This is a genomic window from Allobosea massiliensis (assembly GCF_042655245.1).
Lineage (GTDB): Bacteria > Pseudomonadota > Alphaproteobacteria > Rhizobiales > Beijerinckiaceae > Allobosea > Allobosea massiliensis.
Genome location: NZ_JBHSLU010000068.1, coordinates 21368 through 39487, shown reverse-complemented (window position 1 = coordinate 39487; position 18120 = coordinate 21368). Strand labels below are relative to the sequence as shown.

Annotated in this window: 16 protein-coding genes; 12 read left to right on the top strand and 4 right to left on the bottom strand. The window is 69.8% G+C overall.

Translation table 11 applies throughout. From position 1 onward, the window contains the following. Positions 1–8 precede the first annotated feature (8 nt). Positions 9–758: an SDR family NAD(P)-dependent oxidoreductase gene (locus tag ACFPN9_RS20685; protein WP_066722310.1), complete on the bottom strand. Its 750-nt coding sequence runs from the start codon at positions 756–758 to the stop codon at positions 9–11. A gap of 183 nt (positions 759–941) precedes the next feature. On the opposite strand from ACFPN9_RS20685, the gene ACFPN9_RS20680 reads away from it, so the two are divergent. From ACFPN9_RS20680 to ACFPN9_RS20670, 3 genes are all read left to right on the top strand, one after another. Further along, positions 942–2471, top strand: coding sequence for a bifunctional aminoglycoside phosphotransferase/ATP-binding protein (locus tag ACFPN9_RS20680; protein ID WP_066722363.1), 1530 nt, complete (start codon positions 942–944; stop codon positions 2469–2471). Positions 2472–2532: 61 nt separating this feature from the next. After that, positions 2533–3606, top strand: a complete 1074-nt coding sequence (gene adhP / locus ACFPN9_RS20675) for an alcohol dehydrogenase AdhP (RefSeq protein WP_066722308.1) — start codon at positions 2533–2535, stop codon at positions 3604–3606. A gap of 38 nt (positions 3607–3644) precedes the next feature. Beyond that, positions 3645–4136: a hypothetical protein gene (locus tag ACFPN9_RS20670; protein ID WP_156446582.1), complete on the top strand. Its 492-nt coding sequence runs from the start codon at positions 3645–3647 to the stop codon at positions 4134–4136. Here the strand turns inward: ACFPN9_RS20670 and ACFPN9_RS20665 are convergent. Further along, positions 4112–4834, bottom strand: a complete 723-nt coding sequence (locus ACFPN9_RS20665; protein WP_066722304.1) for a response regulator — start codon at positions 4832–4834, stop codon at positions 4112–4114. The genes ACFPN9_RS20670 and ACFPN9_RS20665 overlap by 25 nt on opposite strands. A gap of 138 nt (positions 4835–4972) precedes the next feature. Here ACFPN9_RS20665 and ACFPN9_RS20660 point away from each other — a divergent pair, with 138 nt between their 5' ends. From ACFPN9_RS20660 to ACFPN9_RS20620, 9 genes are all read left to right on the top strand, one after another. Then, positions 4973–5728 (top strand): helix-turn-helix domain-containing protein, encoded by a 756-nt coding sequence (locus ACFPN9_RS20660; protein ID WP_082737633.1) that lies wholly within the window; start codon positions 4973–4975, stop codon positions 5726–5728. 20 nt (positions 5729–5748) lie between these two features. Next, positions 5749–7662: a hybrid sensor histidine kinase/response regulator gene (locus ACFPN9_RS20655; RefSeq protein ID WP_066722303.1), complete on the top strand. Its 1914-nt coding sequence runs from the start codon at positions 5749–5751 to the stop codon at positions 7660–7662. A gap of 215 nt (positions 7663–7877) precedes the next feature. Beyond that, positions 7878–8939, top strand: coding sequence for a tonB-system energizer ExbB (gene exbB / locus ACFPN9_RS20650; RefSeq protein ID WP_082737635.1), 1062 nt, complete (start codon positions 7878–7880; stop codon positions 8937–8939). A gap of 3 nt (positions 8940–8942) precedes the next feature. Continuing rightward, entirely contained in the window at positions 8943–9395 is a 453-nt protein-coding gene (exbD, locus tag ACFPN9_RS20645; protein WP_066722301.1) for a TonB system transport protein ExbD, read from the top strand. Continuing rightward, positions 9392–10270 carry an energy transducer TonB family protein gene (locus tag ACFPN9_RS20640; RefSeq protein WP_245282346.1) on the top strand — a complete coding sequence of 293 codons (879 nt, stop codon included), beginning with the start codon at positions 9392–9394 and terminating at the stop codon, positions 10268–10270. Before exbD ends, ACFPN9_RS20640 begins: the two co-directional genes overlap by 4 nt. 475 nt (positions 10271–10745) lie before the next feature. Next, the gene (locus tag ACFPN9_RS20635; RefSeq protein ID WP_066722299.1) at positions 10746–11963 is read left to right on the top strand and encodes an ABC transporter substrate-binding protein; all 1218 of its coding nucleotides are present in this window, start codon (positions 10746–10748) and stop codon (positions 11961–11963) included. Positions 11964–12115: 152 nt separating this feature from the next. Then, complete coding sequence (locus ACFPN9_RS20630; RefSeq protein WP_066722297.1) at positions 12116–14005, top strand: ABC transporter permease; 1890 nt, start codon at positions 12116–12118, stop codon at positions 14003–14005. After that, positions 14002–14808: an ABC transporter ATP-binding protein gene (locus ACFPN9_RS20625; RefSeq protein WP_066722296.1), complete on the top strand. Its 807-nt coding sequence runs from the start codon at positions 14002–14004 to the stop codon at positions 14806–14808. The genes ACFPN9_RS20630 and ACFPN9_RS20625 overlap by 4 nt, the downstream gene beginning before the upstream one ends. Position 14809: 1 nt before the next feature. Further along, positions 14810–15520, top strand: coding sequence for an ABC transporter ATP-binding protein (locus tag ACFPN9_RS20620; protein WP_066722294.1), 711 nt, complete (start codon positions 14810–14812; stop codon positions 15518–15520). A 104-nt stretch (positions 15521–15624) separates the two neighbouring features. Here the strand turns inward: ACFPN9_RS20620 and ACFPN9_RS20615 are convergent, their stop codons facing one another. Beyond that, the gene (locus ACFPN9_RS20615; protein ID WP_066722292.1) at positions 15625–16494 is read right to left on the bottom strand and encodes a hypothetical protein; all 870 of its coding nucleotides are present in this window, start codon (positions 16492–16494) and stop codon (positions 15625–15627) included. Between the two features lie 104 nt (positions 16495–16598). Beyond that, positions 16599–18107: a 6-hydroxynicotinate reductase gene (locus tag ACFPN9_RS20610; protein WP_066722357.1), complete on the bottom strand. Its 1509-nt coding sequence runs from the start codon at positions 18105–18107 to the stop codon at positions 16599–16601. Positions 18108–18120 lie beyond the last annotated feature (13 nt).

Genomic DNA, 18120 nt, shown 5'->3' with positions numbered 1-18120 from the left:
GCGGCGTCTCAGGGGCCGACGAGCTGGCCGCCATCGACGACGATGCTCTGCCCGGTCACCCAGCTCGCCTTGTCGGAGGCGAGGAAGAGCACGACCTGCGCGATCTCCTCGGGCCGGCCCATCCGGCCGAAAGGGATGGTCGCGAGCGTGCTGTTGTAGAGGTCCGGGTTGGAGGTCCTGCGCTCCTCCCAGGTGCCGCCGGGGAACTCGATCGAGCCCGGCGCGACGCAGTTCACCCGGATGCCCTGCCGTGCCAGCATCTTCGCCTGGCTGGCGGTGTAGTGCATCACCGCCGCCTTGACGGCGCCATAGGGCGCCGATCGGGCGCTGGCGCGCAGGCCCGAGATCGAGGAGATGTTCACGATCGAGGAGCCGGGCTTCAGATGCGGGATGGCGGCATGGCTGCCGCGGACCACCGCCATCATGTCGATGCCGAGCGAGGCCTCCCAGCCCGCCTCGTCATCGGAATGGCCGAATCCCGAGGCGTTGTTGACGAGAATGTCGAGCCCGCCCAGCGCTGCGACGGCCTGGGGCACATAGGCCTGGATCGCCTCGGCCTGGGCGAGGTCGAGCGCGGCGGCATGGGCGGTGACGCCGTGCGCCTCGATCTCGCGCCGTGTCGCCTCGAGCGGCCCCGGCGTGCGGGCGCAGATCGAGACGGCGGCGCCGCCGGCGGCGAAACCGAGGGCGATGGAGCGGCCGATACCGCGGCTGCCGCCCATCACCACGACATGTTTGCCGGCAAATTCTTTCGTCATGATGCGGGTCTCTCTCGCTTGGCAGGCTCGGGCGGGGCATGAAGGCAACGTCGGCCCCGCCGATGGTCTAGCGCAGGCGGGCCCAGCGGTCGAACCGGCCAACGTTCTCCCGCTTGCTCTTGATCCAGCGCAACGCGATGCGAGGGCGGGCCGGCGACGATGGAGGGGAAGCGGGAGACGGCGATGACAGGCTGCGGGCTTGAACCGATCCTCGCCCTGCTGGCCGAGGCGGCCGGCACGAGGCGACAGGACGCCCGCATCGTGACGACCCATATCTCCGTCATCCTGCTGGCGGGCAAGACCGCGTTCAAGCTGAAGCGGCCGGTGAGGTTGCCCTATCTCGACTTCTCGACGTCGGAGAAACGCCTCGCTGCCTGCGAGCGCGAGCTGTGGCTCAACCGCCGCACGGCGCCCGCGCTCTATCGCCGGGTGCGGCGGGTGACACGCGAGGCCGATGGCGAACTCGCACTGGACGGCGCGGGCGTGCTGGTCGAGGCGGTGGTCGAGATGGGTCGCTTCGGCGACGACGCCCTGTTCGACCGCATAGCCACCGAGGGGCGGCTGACGCCGGCCCTGATCACGACGCTCGCGCAGCGGATCGCCGCCTTCCATGCCGGTGCCCACATCGATGAGCGGCGCGGCGGAGCCGAGACGATGGCGGCCGTGCTGGCGATCAACGCCAAGGGATTCGCCCTGACCGACCGGCTGCCGGCGGACGATGTCGTGGCGCTGAACGCCGCCTGCGAGGCCGCGCTGGTGCGCCACCGCAGGCTTCTCGACCGGCGGGGGCGGGAGGGGCGCATCCGCCGCTGCCATGGCGATCTGCATCTGCGCAACATCTGCCTGCTCGATGGCCAGCCGACCCTGTTCGACGCGCTCGAATTCGATGAGGATCTGGCGACCACCGACGTCCTCTATGATCTCGCCTTCGTCCTGATGGATCTCTGGCATCGCGGCCTGGCCAGCCTCGCGAACCGGCTGATGAACCGCTATCTCGACGAAACGGGCGATGAGGGCGGCCTTTCGCTGCTGCCCTTCTTCATGGCGGTGAGGGCGTCCGTCCGGGCGCATGTGCTCGCCGTCCAGGCCGGGGCCGATGCGACGGTCATCGCCGAGGCGCGGGCCTATCTCGCTCTGGCCGGCCGATGCCTCGCGCCGCCCGTCATCCGCCTCGTGGCGGTCGGCGGGCTGTCGGGCTCCGGCAAATCGACGGTCGCCGCCGCCCTGGCCGACCGCGTCGGGCCACCGCCCGGCGCGCGGGTGCTCGCGAGCGACCGCATCCGCAAGCGGCGCTTCGGCGTGGTGGCCGAGGCGCGGCTGCCGCCAGACGCCTACCGGTCGGCCGTGTCCGAGGCGGTCTATGCCGAGCAGGCCAGTCGGGCGGCGGCGATCCTGAAGGGCGGGCACGGTGTTGTCGTCGAGGCGGTGTTCGATCGCGCGCCGGATCGGGAGCGCATTGCGCAAGCCGCCCAGACCGCGCAGGTGCCCTTTCAAGGCATCTGGCTGGAAGCGCAGCCCCAGACCCTTATGGCGCGTGTCGAAGCGCGCCGCGGCGATCCGTCCGACGCCACGGCGGCGGTGGTGCGCACCCAGCTCGCACAGGCCGAAGCCGTCAGGGACTGGACCCGTGTCTCCGCCGAGGCGGATGCCGAGACGGTCTGCCGCCGCGCCTGCGAAATCGTCGATGCCGCCGCCCGGCCCGGTGCGGCTTGATCTCCGTCAAGGCTGTCGCCCGCGGGCGCCCTAGAATGGCGGCTCAAAGAGGGAGCGTGCCATGGCGACGACGATGAAGGCTGCGGTGGTGCGGGCGCTCGGCCGGCCGCTCGAGATCATGGATCTGCCGATCCCGGTCCCGGGGCCGGGCGAGCTCCTGGTCAAGGTTCGCGCCTGCGGCGTCTGCCATACCGATCTCCACGCCGCCGAGGGCGACTGGCCGGTGAAGCCGGTGCCGCCTTTCATTCCCGGCCACGAGGTCGCCGGGACGGTCGCGGCGCTCGGGCCGGGCGTCACCGATTTCAAGCTGGGCGATGCGGTCGGCATCGCCTGGCTGCACGATTCCTGTCTGCGCTGCGAATACTGCGAGACGGGCTGGGAGACGCTCTGCGAGCACCAGCACAACACCGGCTACAGCTGCAATGGCGGCTTCGCCGAATATGCCATCGCCTCGGCGGCCTTCGCGGCACGGCTGCCGGCCGGAGTTGATTTCGCGGCGATGGCGCCGATCCTCTGCGCCGGTGTCACCACCTATAAGGGCCTGAAGGAAACCGAGGCGCGGCCCGGCGAATGGGTCGCGATCTCGGGGATCGGCGGGCTCGGGCAGGTCGCGATCCAGTACGCCAAGGCGATGGGGCTCAAGGTCGTCGCGCTCGACATCGCGGCGGAGAAGCTCGATCTCGCCCGTCAGACCGGTGCCGATGTCGCGATCGATGCGCGTTCGGCTACCGCCGTCGAGGAGGTTCTGGCGGCGACGGGCGGCGGCGCCCATGGCGTCCTCGTCACGGCCGTCTCGCCGCCGGCCTTCGCCCAGTCGGTGCGGATGGTCCGGCGCAAGGGCACGGTCGCGCTGGTCGGGCTGCCGCCGGGCGAGTTCCCGACGCCGATCTTCGACGTCGTGCTGAAGCGGATCACGCTGCGCGGCTCGATCGTCGGCACCCGCCGCGATCTCGACGAGGCCATCGCCTTCGCCGCCGAGGGCAAGGTGCGTGCGAAGATCGCGACCGTGCCGCTGAGCGACATCAACGCGGCCTTCGACCGGCTGCGGCGTGGCGAGATCGAGGGGCGGATCGTGCTCGATCTCTCGCTGCCGATCGCGGGCGCGGCGCCGGGAGACGAGCGCGCGGCGGCATGAATCCGGCCAACGGCGACAGCGGGGAAAGGAACCTCGCCATGCAGGCAGCCTATACCATCGCCGGGATGAAGCCCGAGCAGGTCGATGCCGCCTATCTGCTGGTGGAGGCGGTGAGCCCGCCGCCCGACATCGAGAGCTGGCGGGCCTATTGCGATACCCCCGGCGGTGTGGCCGGGGCGCGGCGGGACCTGCGCGTGGCCACGAATCCGCGCGGTCACGTCAAGGGCCTGTGCCTGTGCCGGCAGGCTCGCCATGCCGTCCATGGCGCGATTCTCGACGTGCCCGTCTTCGTCGTCGCGAGCGCGGCCGACGAGCCGGGCGTCACCTCGGCGATGGTGGAGGATCTCTGTGCGCTGGCGGGCCGGCTCGACTGCGCCGCCGTGCGCATCCGCACCGGCGCCGCGGCGCGCTCCTTCACACGGATGGAGGTGCCGCGGCGGATCGGCGGCGGCGTCGCGCTGATCCTCGATCCGTCGCCGATGGCGGAACCGCCCTGGCCCGTGGCTCAGGGCTTGCCCGTGAAGACATAGCCGACGCCGCGGACCGACTTGATCAAGGTCGGCCGGCTGGGATCGGGCTCGATCTTCTTGCGCAGCCGCGCGATCTGGGCGTCGATGGTGCGGTCGAAGGCCTCCAGGCTGCGGCCATGGGTCAGGTCCATCAGCACATCGCGCGAGAGCACGCGCCCGGGTGCGCGGGCGAGGGCAGCCAGCATGTCGAACTCGCCGGTGGTCAGCACGATCTCGGTGCCCTCGGCGGTGACGAGTTGGCGGCGCGCGAGATCGAGCCGCCAGCCGTCGAAGTGGATCGCATCATCCGGCTCGGCCCTGGCCGGGGCGGCAGGCTGGCGCCGGCGCAGCACGGTGCGCAGCCGGGCCAGGACCTCGCGCAGGTGGAAGGGCTTGGCGATGTAGTCGTCGGCGCCGACCTCGAGGCCGACGATGCGGTCGACCACGTCGTCGCGGCCGGTGAGCATGATGATCGGCGTGTCAGAGCGGGCGCGGACCTCGCGCGCTAGCATCAGCCCGTCCTCGCCGCCGGGCAGGACGAGATCGAGCAGGATGATGTCCACCGACTGGCGCTGCAGCGCCTCGCGCATAGCGGCGCCGTCTGCGACAGCCGTCACACGGTAGCCTTCGTCCTCGAAATAGGTGGTCAGCATCTGCCTGATGCGGACATCGTCATCCACCACCAGGATCTGTTCGCTACGGCCGGGCAACTCGGGCATGGCAGGCAGGTCGGTTCTCCCACGATCGCGGCTGTTACAAACCGTCACATCTTCGCACGAAGCGTCACCGTCGCGGCGTTCCGGCGTTACCGGGATCGTTTCAATTCGGCTCGTCGATCACAAGAGGATGACGCGCCGATGCTCTCGCAAGCCACCATGTCACAGCCGCACGGAGCTGTCAGGCGATTCGCGACGGTCCCGAGCCAGCCGGTTAGCCTGAACAGCCTCTTCGGCGGCCAGCCGGTCGAAACCTTCGAGCCCGGCACGGCCGTGTTCTGGGAGGGCGACGAGGCCCGCCATGTCTTCGAGGTGGTGGAGGGCGCGCTGCGCATCTTCCGCATCCTCAGCGACGGCCGCCGCGTCATCACCGGCTTCCTCTATCCCGGCGACCTGCTCGGCGTCTCGCTGAAGGACCAGTATCTCTATACCGCCGAGGCGATCACCCGGACGAAGCTGCGCCGCTACGAGCATGGCCGCTTCCAGGAGGAGATTAACCGTTCGCCGGAGCTGCGGCCGCAGCTCTTTGCCTGCCTCTGCGACGAGATGGCGGCGGCCCAGGACCAGATGGTGCTGCTCGCCCGCAAGAGCGCCGAGGAGCGCGTCGCCAGCTTCCTGCTGCTGATCGCGCGCCGCCTCGGCGGCGACGAGCGCCAGCCGGTGATCGAGATCCCGATGACGCGCCTCGACATGGCCGACTATCTCGGGCTGACGATCGAGACGGTGTCGCGGACGATGACGCGCCTGACCAATTGCGGCGTCATCGCGCCCAGCAGCCGGCATGCGATGGTGGTGCGCAAGCTCGGCAAGCTCGCGATGCTTGCGGGCGAGGCCGATGCCGGGGATAAAGACGCCCTTGGCGGCCGCAGCATCCAGCAGGCGGTCTGGCCGAACTGACGAGACCATCGAGGGAGCGCATGCCGGCGACCGTCACCAGCCCGTCCACGCTGGACGAAATCGCCCATGTCCTCGACAGCGCCAACCTCATCGTCCACGGATTCGACGGTGTCGTCACGCGCTGGACCAGCGGCTCCGAGGCCCTCTATGGCTGGAGCCGCGACGAGGCGCTGGGCCGCGTCGCCCATGACCTGCTCGAGACGGCCTTTCCCGAGCCCTTCGCCGACATTGTCGCCCATTTGAAGCAGGAGGGCGTCTGGACCGGTGAACTGACGCAGCGACGCAAGGATGGCACGCCCGTTTCCGTCGCGAGCCGCTGGGTGGTCGCGGGCGCTGAGGCGGGCTCCGAGCCCGCCATCGTCGAGACCAATGTCGATGTCAGCGATCTGCGCACCATGCAGGCGCATCTAGTCGCACGCGAGGCGCATCTGCGCTCGATCCTCGACACCGTGCCGGAAGCCATGGTCGTGATCGACGAGAGCGGGACGATCACCTCCTTCAGCGCGGCGGCGGAGCGTCTCTTCGGCTTCAAGACGGGTGAGGTGATCGGGCACAACGTCAAGATGCTGATGCCCGAACCCGACCGCGGCTCCCATGACGGCTACATGGAGCGCTATCTCGAGACAGGCGAACGCCGCATCATCGGCTATGGTCGTGTCGTCACGGGGCAGAAGAAGGACGGCACGCATTTTCCGATGGAGCTGGCCATCGGCGAGGCCCGTGCCGCCGGCCGGCGCATCTTCACCGGCTTCATCCGCGACCTGACCAGCCGCCACCGCATCGAGGAGGAACTGCGCCAGGCCCACAAGATGGAAGCGGTCGGCCAGCTCACCGGCGGCATCGCGCATGACTTCAACAACCTCCTGACGGTCGTCAGCGGCAATCTCGAAATGATCGAGCGGCGGCTGACCGACGACCGGGCGCGGGCCCTGCTGCGCGAAGCGCAAGGTGCGGCCGAGGACGGGGCCAAGCTCACGGCCCAGCTGCTCGCCTTCGGCCGCAAGCAGCCGCTCAACGCCAAGCTCGCCGATGTCGGCCAACTCGTCTCGCGCTTCTCGGACCTGCTGCGCCGGGCGCTCGGCGAGACGATCGAGCTGCGCACCATCGTCTCGGGCGCGCCGGGCGCGGCCCTTGTAGACGCGTCGCAGCTGCAGAACGCGCTGCTCAATCTCGCGCTAAATGCGCGCGACGCCATGCCTCGCGGCGGGCGGCTGACGGTCGAAGTTTCCGCCGCGAAGCTCGATGCCGATTACGCCAGCATGTATCCCGAGGTTCGCACCGGCAGCTATGTGCTGATTTCGGTGACAGATACCGGCGCGGGCATGCCGGCCGAGGTGCGCCAACGTGCTTTCGAGCCCTTCTTCACCACCAAGGGCGTCGGGGCCGGGACGGGGCTGGGGCTGAGCATGGTCTACGGCTTCACCAAGCAGTCGGGCGGCCATGTCCAGATCTACAGCGAGGTGGGGCAGGGCACGAGCGTGCGGTTGTTCCTGCCGGCGGCCAGCATGGTGGCGCCCCAGGCCGAGCCGGTATCTGCGGATGGCCATCTGCCGCCCTCGGGGCTGCCCGGCGGCAGCGAGACGATCCTCGTCGTCGAGGACGACGCCCGCGTCCGCCGCGTCGCCGTCGCACGGCTCGAGGACATGACCTATCGCGTGCTCCAGGCCGAGACGGCCGCCGAGGCGCTCGCCGTCCTCGGCGCGCATCCGGAGGTGGCGCTGCTGTTCACCGACATCGTCATGCCGGGCGGCATGTCGGGCGACGAACTGGCCCGCGAGGCGCGCAAGCTCCGGCCCGGTCTCAAGATCATCATGACCTCGGGCTTCGCCGAGCCCAGTGTCGCCGTGCGCGAACTCGCCGCCGAGGCGAGCTGGCTGAAGAAGCCCTACAGCGCGATGGAACTGGCGGTGCGCATCCGCGAACTGCTCGACTAGGCGCCCGGCGGCGATCGGCCGCAGCGACCGCTGCGCACTTGCTCGCGCCGAAGCCGGCCCGGTGTCCCGGGACCACCGACCCTTGCCGTTTTTCCTTGCCATGCCCCCTCCCGCCCTGGCTCGCCTTGACATGCGCAAGCGCATGAGGGAGGCGTAGCGCCACGCGCATCTCATTGAATGCAAACGTTTTTTTGAATTATTCCAAGGAGAAGGCGGTGTCGTCCTCCCAGTCTCTGCGCCAGGCACTCGCCGGCCGGCGCGCGCTTCCGCAACTGATCGCACTTGTTCTGGTGGCTGCGGTCTGCGTCGCCCTTCCGCTTGCAGCGCAGACGGCACCCGGCGCGCCGGCCCCGGCTGTTGCGCCCACCACGGCACTGCCGCCGGCACCGCCAGTCTTCGGCATCGCGCCGCCAAGCGCGGCGCATCCGGCCGCACCGGTCGTCCAGCCTCTGCCTCCTACGGAGATCCAGGCCGTGCCGGCTCCGGCTCCCGCGACGGCCGTCGCTCCGGCCCTGCCACATGACCTCTCGCCCTGGGGCATGTTCATGGCGGCGGACATCGTCGTGAAGGCGGTGATGGTCGGGTTGGCCTTCGCCTCGGTGGTGACCTGGACGATCTGGCTCGCCAAGGCGCTCGAACTCGCCTCCGCCAAGGCGGCGGCGCGGCGGGCGCTGCGCCGACTCGAGGACGCGGACAGCCTCGCCGAGGCGGCCGAGGGCGGGGCGGGTCGTAAGGGTCGCCTGCGCGGTCCGGTCGCCACCCTCCTGGGCGCCGCGCTCGAGGAGACGCAGCGCTCGGCTGATCTCGGCGAGGAAGGGATCAAAGAGCGAGTCGCCATCGCGCTGTCGCGCATCGAGGCCCGGGCCGGGCGGGCGATGGCGCGCGGCACCGGCCTGCTCGCCACGATCGGCTCGACGGCGCCCTTCGTCGGCCTGTTCGGCACCGTCTGGGGCATCATGAACTCGTTCATCGGCATTAGCCAGGCGAAGACGACCAATCTTGCCGTGGTCGCGCCCGGCATCGCCGAGGCGCTGCTGGCGACGGCGATCGGGCTCGTCGCGGCGATCCCGGCCGTGATAATCTACAACGTCTTCGCACGCGCCATCATGGGTTATCGCGCGACGCTGTCGGATGCGTCGGGCGAGATCCTGCAGCACCTCTCGCGCGATCTGGAGCGGCACCGCCGGCAGGCCTCCGCCGCCGGCCGCGCCGCCCTGCATGCGATGGCCGGGGCGCACCAGCCGGCACCGGCCCTCGCGCGCGTTCCGGCGGAGTGAGTCATGGGCGTTTCCCTGAAGGACGCGCAGGACGGCGATCTCGGCGAGGTCAGCGACATCAACGTGACGCCGTTCATCGACGTCATCCTGGTGCTGCTGATCATCTTCATGGTCGCGGCGCCGCTCTCGACGGTCGATGTCGCGGTCGACCTGCCGGTTTCGAACGCGCAGCCTCAGCCGCGGCCCGAGACGCCGATCTTCCTGACGGTGAAGGGCGATCTCAGCCTCGCGCTCGGCAATGACGGGATCGCACGCGAGGGCCTGGGCCCGACGCTAGACCAGCGGACCGGCGGCGACCGCGAGCAGCGCATCTTCCTGCGCGCCGATGGCGGCGTGGCCTATCGCGAGCTGATGGAGGTGATGAACCTGTTGCGGCAGGCCGGCTACCTCAAGATCGGCCTCGTCGGGCTTGAGGATACCGGGCAGGCCGCGGCTGCGGGAGGCCCGAAGCCATGAGCGGGCAGGGGATGCTGACCGGCCGCTCCTCCGGCTTCGCCGCGCGGCTGGGGCCATCGCTGCTGCGCTGGTCGCTGGCGATCGCCGTCGTCGTCGGCGCGCATGGCGTCGCCGGCTGGATGCTGGTGACATGGCAGCGGGCCGAAGCCGCCATGGGCGCGCCGCCGGCCGCGGTGATGATCGAACTCGCGCCACTGCCGGTCGCGCCCGAAGCCCCGGCGCAAGATGTCGCGCCCGGCCCGGAGATGGTCGAGGCTCAGCCCGAACCGCAGCCCCCGCCGCCCGAGCCGGTCGTCGAACCGCCGCCGGTCGAGCCGCCGCCGGAGCCGGTGGTCCAACCGGAGCCCGAGATCAAGATCCCGGAACTGCCGCCGCTGCCCGATGCCGCAGCCGTGCTGGCGCCGCCTCCGCCGCCACCGCCTCCCGCCCGACCGAAGACCGCCGAACGCAAGCCGCCTCCGAAGAAGGTCGTGGAGCGTCGCAAGCCAATCAACCCCGAGAAACCGCCGGCGGAGCGCACCACCGCACAGCCGCGCGCGCTGGCGCCGGTCGCGCCGACCGCCGCCGCACCGGCCGAAGGCGCTGCGACCGCCTCGGCCGCCTCGCGGGCGAACTGGCGCGGCACGCTCGTCGCGCATCTCAACCGCTTCAAGCGGTTTCCGGGTGGCGCGAATCCAGGCACCGTCCAGGTCGCCTTCAGCATCGACCGGGCCGGGCGCGTGCTCTCGGCGCGTCTGGTCGGCGCGTCGGGCGATGCGTTGCTGGACGAGGAGGCGGTGGCGATGATTCGCCGGGCGAGCCCCGTGCCCGCGCCGCCCGAGGGACTGGGCGGGGGCAGCATCTCGCTTTCCGTGCCGGTGAAGTTCTCGCGCTGAGCGACAGGCGTAGCCGGACGTGTCTCTGGCCGCGCCCGCGACGGCCTCGCCGTTTCCGGCCCGGAAAGAAAAAAGGGCCGCGCGTGAGCGCAGCCCAAGTCTAGGGAGGAAACGCCCAAGGAGGGCGACGCAGCATCGCTGCTGCGGTGCGTCGTACATAGGAAACGACGCCCACCCCCACAAGAGGAAAAGGGCAGCATCGTTGTCCTAATTTTTGGGCAGGCCCGATCGAGGCGGCCCTGTGCGGTCCGATCATCCGGAGCCGCCATGGCGCCGGTGAGGCTCGTCGTCGACGCCGCATCCTGCCTGCGCCCTGTCCAGCGCCTGCCGTTTTTTCGCCGTTGACAGCCAGTTTGGGCCTCTTCAAATTCGTAGGCATACAAATGAATTCGCGGCTGACGCGGTTTCGTCGGCATGCGACATCTGTCGAAGAGCGCTGGGGCTTCCGCCACCGGGCCAGACATGGGGAACAGGCATGACGATCGACCGCCGCAGTCTTCTGGCTGGCGCCTCCGCCGGCGCCGCCATCCTCGCCGCCCCCGCCCTTGTCAGGGCGCAAGGGTCCGGACCGATCAAGGTCGGCGAGATCAACAGCTACACCGCCCAGCCCGCCTTCCTGAAGCCCTATCGCCAGGGCTGGGAGCTGGCTCTCGAGCAGGTCAATGCCGCTGGCGGCGCGCTCGGTCGCAAGATCGAGACGATCTTCCGCGACGATGGCGGCAAGCCCGAGGACGCCGTGCGCCATGCCGGCGATCTGATCAATGCCGAGAAGGTCGATCTGCTTTCGGGCGGCTTCCTCTCCAATGTCGGCCTCGCGATCGCGGATTTCGCCAACCAGAACAAGCGGCTCTACGTCGCCTCCGAGCCGCTGTCCGATGCGCTCGTCTGGGCCAAGGGCAACCGCTACACCTTCCGGCTGCGCCCCTCGACCTATATGCAGGCGGCGATGCTGGTCGAGGAGGCTGCGAAGCTCCCGGCCAAGAAATGGGCCGTCGTGGCGCCGAACTACGAATACGGCCAGTCGGCCGTGAAGTGGTTCAAGGAATTGCTCAAGAAGGCCAAGCCCGACGTCGAATTTGTCGCCGAGCAGTTCCCGGCGCTGGGCCGCATTGATGCCGGTGCCACTGTGCAGGCGCTGGAAGCTTCCAAGCCCGACGCGATCTTCAACGTCACCTTCGGCGGCGACCTGACCAACTTCGTCCGTCAGGGCAATACCCGCGGGCTGTTCGAGGGCCGCACCGTGGTCTCTATGCTGACCGGCGAGCCGGAATATCTCGATCCGCTCGGCGCCGAGGCGCCTGTCGGCTGGATTGTCACCGGCTATCCGCAGGCCGACATCAAGACGCCCGAACACCTCAAGTTCCGTGAGGCTTACGTCAAGAAGTTCAACGACTACCCGCGGCTCGGCTCGGTCGTCGGCTTCGACACGATGAACTCGATCGCGGCCGCCCTGACCAAGGCCGGCTCGACCGACACCGAGAAGCTGGTCGACGCGCTCAAGGGGCTGAAGTTCCCCTCCGCCTTCGGCCAGGCCGAGTACCGCGCCATCGACCATCAGTCGACGCTCGGCGCCTTCGTCGGCAAGACTGCGCTGAAGGACGGCAAGGGCACGATGGTCGATTGGCGCTATGCCGACGGCGCGAAATACCTGCCCAGTGACGATGTGGTGAAGACTCTCCGCCCGGCGGGGTGAGCTGCACCTTCAGTCTTGAACCGCGGTCATCCCGGATCGGCGCGAGCCGCGCCGATCCGGGATCCGTTCCTGAACCGTTCCGGCATGGATCCCGGGTCGCCGCTGCGGGGCGCCCGGGATGACGGCGCAGTTTGGTCTCCGGGATAGCCAGAATGATCGACCTCATCCTCACCCAGACGCTGAACGGCCTGGCCTCGGCCTCCTCGCTGTTCCTCGTGGCGTCGGGGCTGTCGATCATCTTCGGCGTGACACGGATCGTGAACTTCGCCCATGGCTCGCTTTACATGCTCGGCGCCTATCTGGCCTGGACGCTGGTCGGGCGCTTCGGACCGGCGGAGGCGCTCGGCTTCTGGGGCGGCGTGCTGGCGGCGGCGGCGCTGACCGGACTTATCGGCGTCGTCATTGAGGTGCTGATCCTGCGCCGGATCTACCAGGCGCCGGAGCTGTTCCAGCTGCTCGCGACCTTCGGCGTCGTGCTGATGCTGCAGGACGTGGCGCTGGCGATCTGGGGGGCGGAGGACAAGATCGGCCCGCGTGCGCCCGGCTTCAAGAGCTTCGTCGTGATCTTCGGCAACCGCTTTCCGACCTATGAGCTGTTCCTGATCGCGGTCGGACCCATCGTGCTGCTGATCCTCTGGCTTCTGTTCCAGAAGACGCGCTGGGGCACGCTGGTGCGGGCCGCGACGCAGGACCGCGAGATGGTCGGCGCGCTCGGCGTCAACCAGCGCCTGCTCTTCACCTCGGTCTTCGCCTTCGGTTCGATGCTGGCCGGCTTGGGTGGCGCGCTGCAGCTGCCGCGCGAGGCGGTGACGCTGCACATGGACCTCGCGATGATCTCGGAGGCCTTCGTCGTGGTCGTCGTCGGCGGGCTCGGCAGCGTCACCGGCGCCTATCTCGCCGCCGTGCTGATCGGCATCCTGCACGCCTTCGGCATCCTGATCTTCCCCAAGATCACGCTGGTGCTGGTCTTCCTCGTCATGGCGGTGGTGCTGGTGGTCAAGCCCTATGGGCTGATGGGCAAGGCGCCCGTCGGCCACAGCCGCGGCCACGGTCCGGCAGAGCCGCTGCTGCGCCCGGCCGACGGCACGACCAAGCTCGCCGCGCTGATCGGCCTCCTGATCCTGGCGCTGGCGCCGCTGGTCACGCCCGACCACATGCTGGTGACGCTGACAGAACTGGTGATCTTCGCGCTGTTTGCCGCCTCGCTGCACTTCATGATGGGGCCGGGCGGCATGGCCTCCTTCGGGCATGCGGCCTATTTCGGGCTCGGCGCCTATGGCGCGGCGCTGACCGTGAAATGGCTCGGCGCCCCGATGGAGCCGGCGCTGCTGCTCGCCCCCTTCCTGGCAGGGATCGCAGGCGTTGTCTTCGGCTGGTTCTGCGTGCGTCTGTCGGGGGTCTATCTCGCCATGCTGACGCTCGCCTTCGCGCAGATCGCCTGGGCGACGGCCTTCCAGTCGGTCGATCTCACCGGGGGCGACAACGGCATCCTCGGCGTCTGGCCCTCGGCTTGGGCGGCCTCAAAGACGGTCTATTACTATCTGACGCTGGTGATCTGCGCGGCGGCGGTGCTGGCGCTGCGGCTGACCATCTTCTCGCCCTTCGGCTACGGCCTGCGGGCGGGGCGCGACAACGCGCTGCGGGCGGAGGCGATCGGCCTCGACGTGGTGCGCATCCAGTGGGTCGCCTTCGCGGTGGCCGCCTTCTGCGCCGGGATTGCGGGCGCGCTCTTCGCCTTCTTCAAGGGCTCGGTCTTCCCGACCTATATGGCGATCCCGCGCTCGGTCGATGCGCTGCTGATGGTGCTGCTCGGCGGCGTGCAGACGGTGTCGGGCCCGATCGTCGGCGCCTTCGTCTATGCCGGACTGCACGAGCAGCTGATGAAGGCGACGATGTACTGGCGCTTCGCGCTGGGGCTGTCGATCGTGCTGCTCGTCGTGCTCTTCCCGCGCGGGCTCGTCGGCACGATCCTCGCTCTGCGGGAGCGCCGAGCGGGGCCCGAGCCGGCGCCAACGACCCGGCTGGCGGAGGCTGCGCGATGACCGCTCTCGCCCCTGCCGACGTGGCGAGTGCCGTCGCCGCCAGCGAGCCGGTCCTTGTCGTGCGCGACCTCGCCAAATCCTTCGGCGGCGTGCGCGCGGTCGACGGCGTCTCCTTCTCGGTGCTGCCCGGCACGATGCTGGCGCTGATCGGCCCCAACGGGGCCGGCAAGACGACCTGCTTCAACATGCTCAACGGCCAGCTGCGGCCCGATGGCGGGGAGGTGCTGCTGGCCGGCCGCGCGATCACGGGGCTGAAGCCGCGCCATGTCTGGCGCATGGGGGTCGGCCGCACCTTCCAGATCACCGCGACCTTCACCTCGATGACGGTGCGCGAGAACGTGCAGATGGCGCTGATCTCGCATGCCGGCGGGATCTGGAGCCCCTTCGGTCGCGCCCGCGACCGCCATCGCGACGAGGCGGACGGCCTGCTCGCGCAGGTCGGCATGCTCGAGCAGGCCGAGCGCGCCTGCGGCGTGCTGGCCTATGGCGACCTCAAGCGCGTCGAGCTCGCCGTCGCGCTCGCTAATCGGCCGCGGCTCCTGCTGATGGACGAGCCAACGGCCGGCATGGCGCCGCGCGAGCGCATCGAGCTGATGGCGCTGACGGCGGGCATCGCCACCGCCACGGGCATCGCCGTGCTCTTCACCGAGCACGACATGGATGTCGTCTTCACCCATTCCGACAGCGTCATCGTGCTCGATCGCGGCCGGCTGATCGCTCATGGGACGGCGCAGGAGGTGCGCCAGGACCCGAATGTCCGCGCCGTCTATCTCGGCTCCGGTGCGACCTCGGGAGGGCATTGAGATGAGCGCGATGCTCGAGATCACTGGGCTCGACGCCTTTTACGGCCGCGCCCATATCCTGCAGGGCGTGAGCTTTTCGATGCAGCGCGGTGAGGTTCTGGCCCTGATGGGCCGCAACGGCGCCGGTAAATCGACGACGATGAAAGCAGTGATGGGGCTCGTCCCGCCCGCCGGCGGCAGCGTCAGCTTCGAGGGCCAGCGGGTCGACGGGCGCGAGCCCTTCGAGATCGCCCGCATGGGCATCGGCTATGTGCCGGAGGACCGGCGCGTCTTCTCCGAGCTGACCGTGATGGAGAACCTTTCGGTGGCGCAGCGCCCGGCGCGGGCGGACGCGCCGCACTGGACGCCGGAGCGGCTGTTTGCGCTGTTTCCCAATCTCGGGCGCATGCGCGACCGGCCGGGCGGGGCGATGTCGGGCGGCGAGCAGCAGATGCTCACCATCGCGCGCACGCTGATGGGCAATCCCCGGCTCGTTCTGCTCGACGAGCCGTCGGAGGGGCTTGCCCCGGTCATCGTCGAGGAGATGGCCAAGACCATCCTGGCGCTGAAGAGCGAGGGGCTGACCGTGCTGATCTCGGAGCAGAACCTGCATTTCGCCGGCAATGTCGCCGACCGCGCCGCGATCATCGAAAAGGGCATCATCCGCTTCACCGGCACGATGGACGAGCTGAAGGCCGACGAGGCGGTGCGGGCGCAGTATCTGTCGGTCTGACGCGCCCGTTCCGATTCTCCCTGGTCATCCCGGACAAGCGGCGAAGCCGCGCCGATCCGGGATCCCGGGTCTTCGCTTCGCTTCGCCCGGGATGACCTCGCGTTTCACCCCTGACTGATCTGCCTGTCCAATCCCCCGACACTGCGCCACTCGTCGGCCAGCGCCAGCAGCGCGCCCTCGATCAGCCCGTCGCGCCGCAGCGCCTCCGCCATCCGCACGCCCGCTTCGAGCGCCGCGGCGACCGCGTCCGCCGACAGGGGCCCGACCTCGACGGTGACGGGCAGGTCGCGGAGGTCGCTGTCGGGGTCGAGCGTGCAGGCGGGGCGGCGGATGATGGCGGCCTCAGCCACATCGACTGCATTGGCGATGACGGTCGCGGCCGCATCGGCCTCGGCCGCGCTGCGGGCGAGCACGGTCACGGCATCGGCGATGCCGCGCGAGAAGGAGCGTCCCCGCCAGCCGCTGGTGGCGATGCCGCAGAGGTATCGGGCGGTGGGCGAGGGGGCCTCGATTCGGATAAAGCCTTCGGGGCGGGCACGCGCCAGCGACGGCACGACGCCGATGTCCAGCGGATGGCCCGGCGTGACCAGCATGGCGATGTCGCCGCCATTGTTGACATAGGCGCGCTCGAGGCCGGGGACGGCGTGCGCCATCGCGCCCAGCACAGCGTCGGCGACGGCCCCGGCGACGGCGGCCATCGGAGTGATGAACTGCTCGCGAAAGAACCAGCAGGCGCGCGCCATGCGCCTGGCCGTCGCGCCGGCCAGCGGCGGCGGTTGCGGCCCGAGCGGCTGGCGCAGGACCGCCAGTTCGCTGGCGAGCTCGGCCAGCAGGCCGTCGAAGGCGGCCTCGGCGGCGCCATAGGCGCGCTCGATCTCTGCGGGCCGGCCGAAGGCCGCGATGACGAGATCGCTCGGGCCCTCCTGCAGATGCAGGCGGTTGCCCGGCAGCCGGGCGACGCGGTGGGATGTCATCCGACGTCCTTACCCGTCATTGCGAGCACAGCGAAGCAATCCAGTGGGAACGTAGAGCCCGACGAAACTGGATTGCTTCGCTGTGCTCGCAATGAAGGGGCATGTCAGCCCCGCCGCAGCGGCCAGGGGTTCTCGGCCGCGCCACCCTCGATCCGGGCCTGGCCGCCATGGGCGCGCAGGACCTCCTCGACCGGAACGATCTCCTCGGCATGGCCGCCGCAGGCGAGATAGAGCTCGCGCGGCAAGGTGAACTCGATCGGCGCGACGATGGCGGGCGTCGGGACATAGCCGAAGGCGTTCTTCGGCATGCGCAGCACATCGACCATGACGGTGATGCCGCCGCCGGGCCAGACATAGACCGGCGCGCCGCCCATGGTGACGCGCGTCGTGCCACCCTGGACGGAACGGGTGAGCAGGATCGGGTTCTCGGTGACGCCGGCCCGCAGCGAGCCGCCGGCGCCGGCGACGAACATCACGCTGCAGAGCGACGGCTCGCAGTTCTCGCCGATGCGCTCGACGACCTGGCGCACGGCGGCCGGCATCTCCGCCTCCACCGGCAGGAGGTTCTCGTCGAGGATGCAGTAGAGCGAGTCCTCGCCGGTGGTCGAGGTCATCAGTAGCCGCATGCCGGGCCAGGCGGTGCCCGGGTCGATCTTCTGGATGATCGAGAGCGGGTCGGTGATGTCGGTGCCGCCCCAGCCCAGCCCGGGCTGCGCGACCTGGAAGTAGCGGCCGGGCGTCGATTTGCGGCCGCGGACGCGGATGCCGGCCGGCTTCATGTCGAGCACGCGGCCGGCCTGATGCTCGGTCAGCACGCCGGTGATGTGGTCGTCGACGACGATGACCTCGTCGACATGGCCCTGCCACTGCTTGGCGAAGATGCCGATCGTGGCCGAGCCGCAGCCGACGCGCATGCGCGTCTCGGGCTTGCCGTCGACGATCGGCGCCTGGCCGGCCTGGACGACGACGCCATGGCCGCCATCGATGGTGAGTTCGACCGCCTCGCCATTGCCGAGCTTCAGCATCGTCTCGCAGGTGGTGTTGCCCTCCTTCTTGGAGCCACCGGTGAGATGGCGCACGCCGCCGATGGAGAGCATCTGCGAGCCGTATTCGGCGGTGGTGACATGGCCGACCTGCTCGCCGTTGACGCGGATCGCCGCGGTCTCCGGGCCGAGATGGCGGTCGGTGTCGATCTTCACCTTGAGGCCGCAATAGGAGAAGATGCCTTCGGTCACCACGGTCACCGTGTCGACGCCCTCATGCTGCGACGAGACGATGAAGGGGGCGGGCTTGTAGTCGGGATAGGTCGTGCCGGAGCCGATGCCGGTGACGAAGACACGCTCGGCGGGGAGGATCGAGCCGTCCCAGTCCTGTGCGGGCTCCGTGAAGGCGACGAGGGGCTCGCCGCCCTCGACCGCCTCCGCCAGCAGCACGACCGGGTCTGTGCGGATCAGGAGCCCGTTCTCGTTGGCATAGCGCGAGCAGGCGCCTGCTCGGCCCGGCCTGATCCGGCAGAGCACCGGGCAGGCGTCGCAGCGGACGATGCCCTCATCGCCCTCGGCGACGCCGAATTTGCGCGAGCGCTCAGCGAGCACGCTCTCCTGCGTCGTCATCGGGTTGATCTCG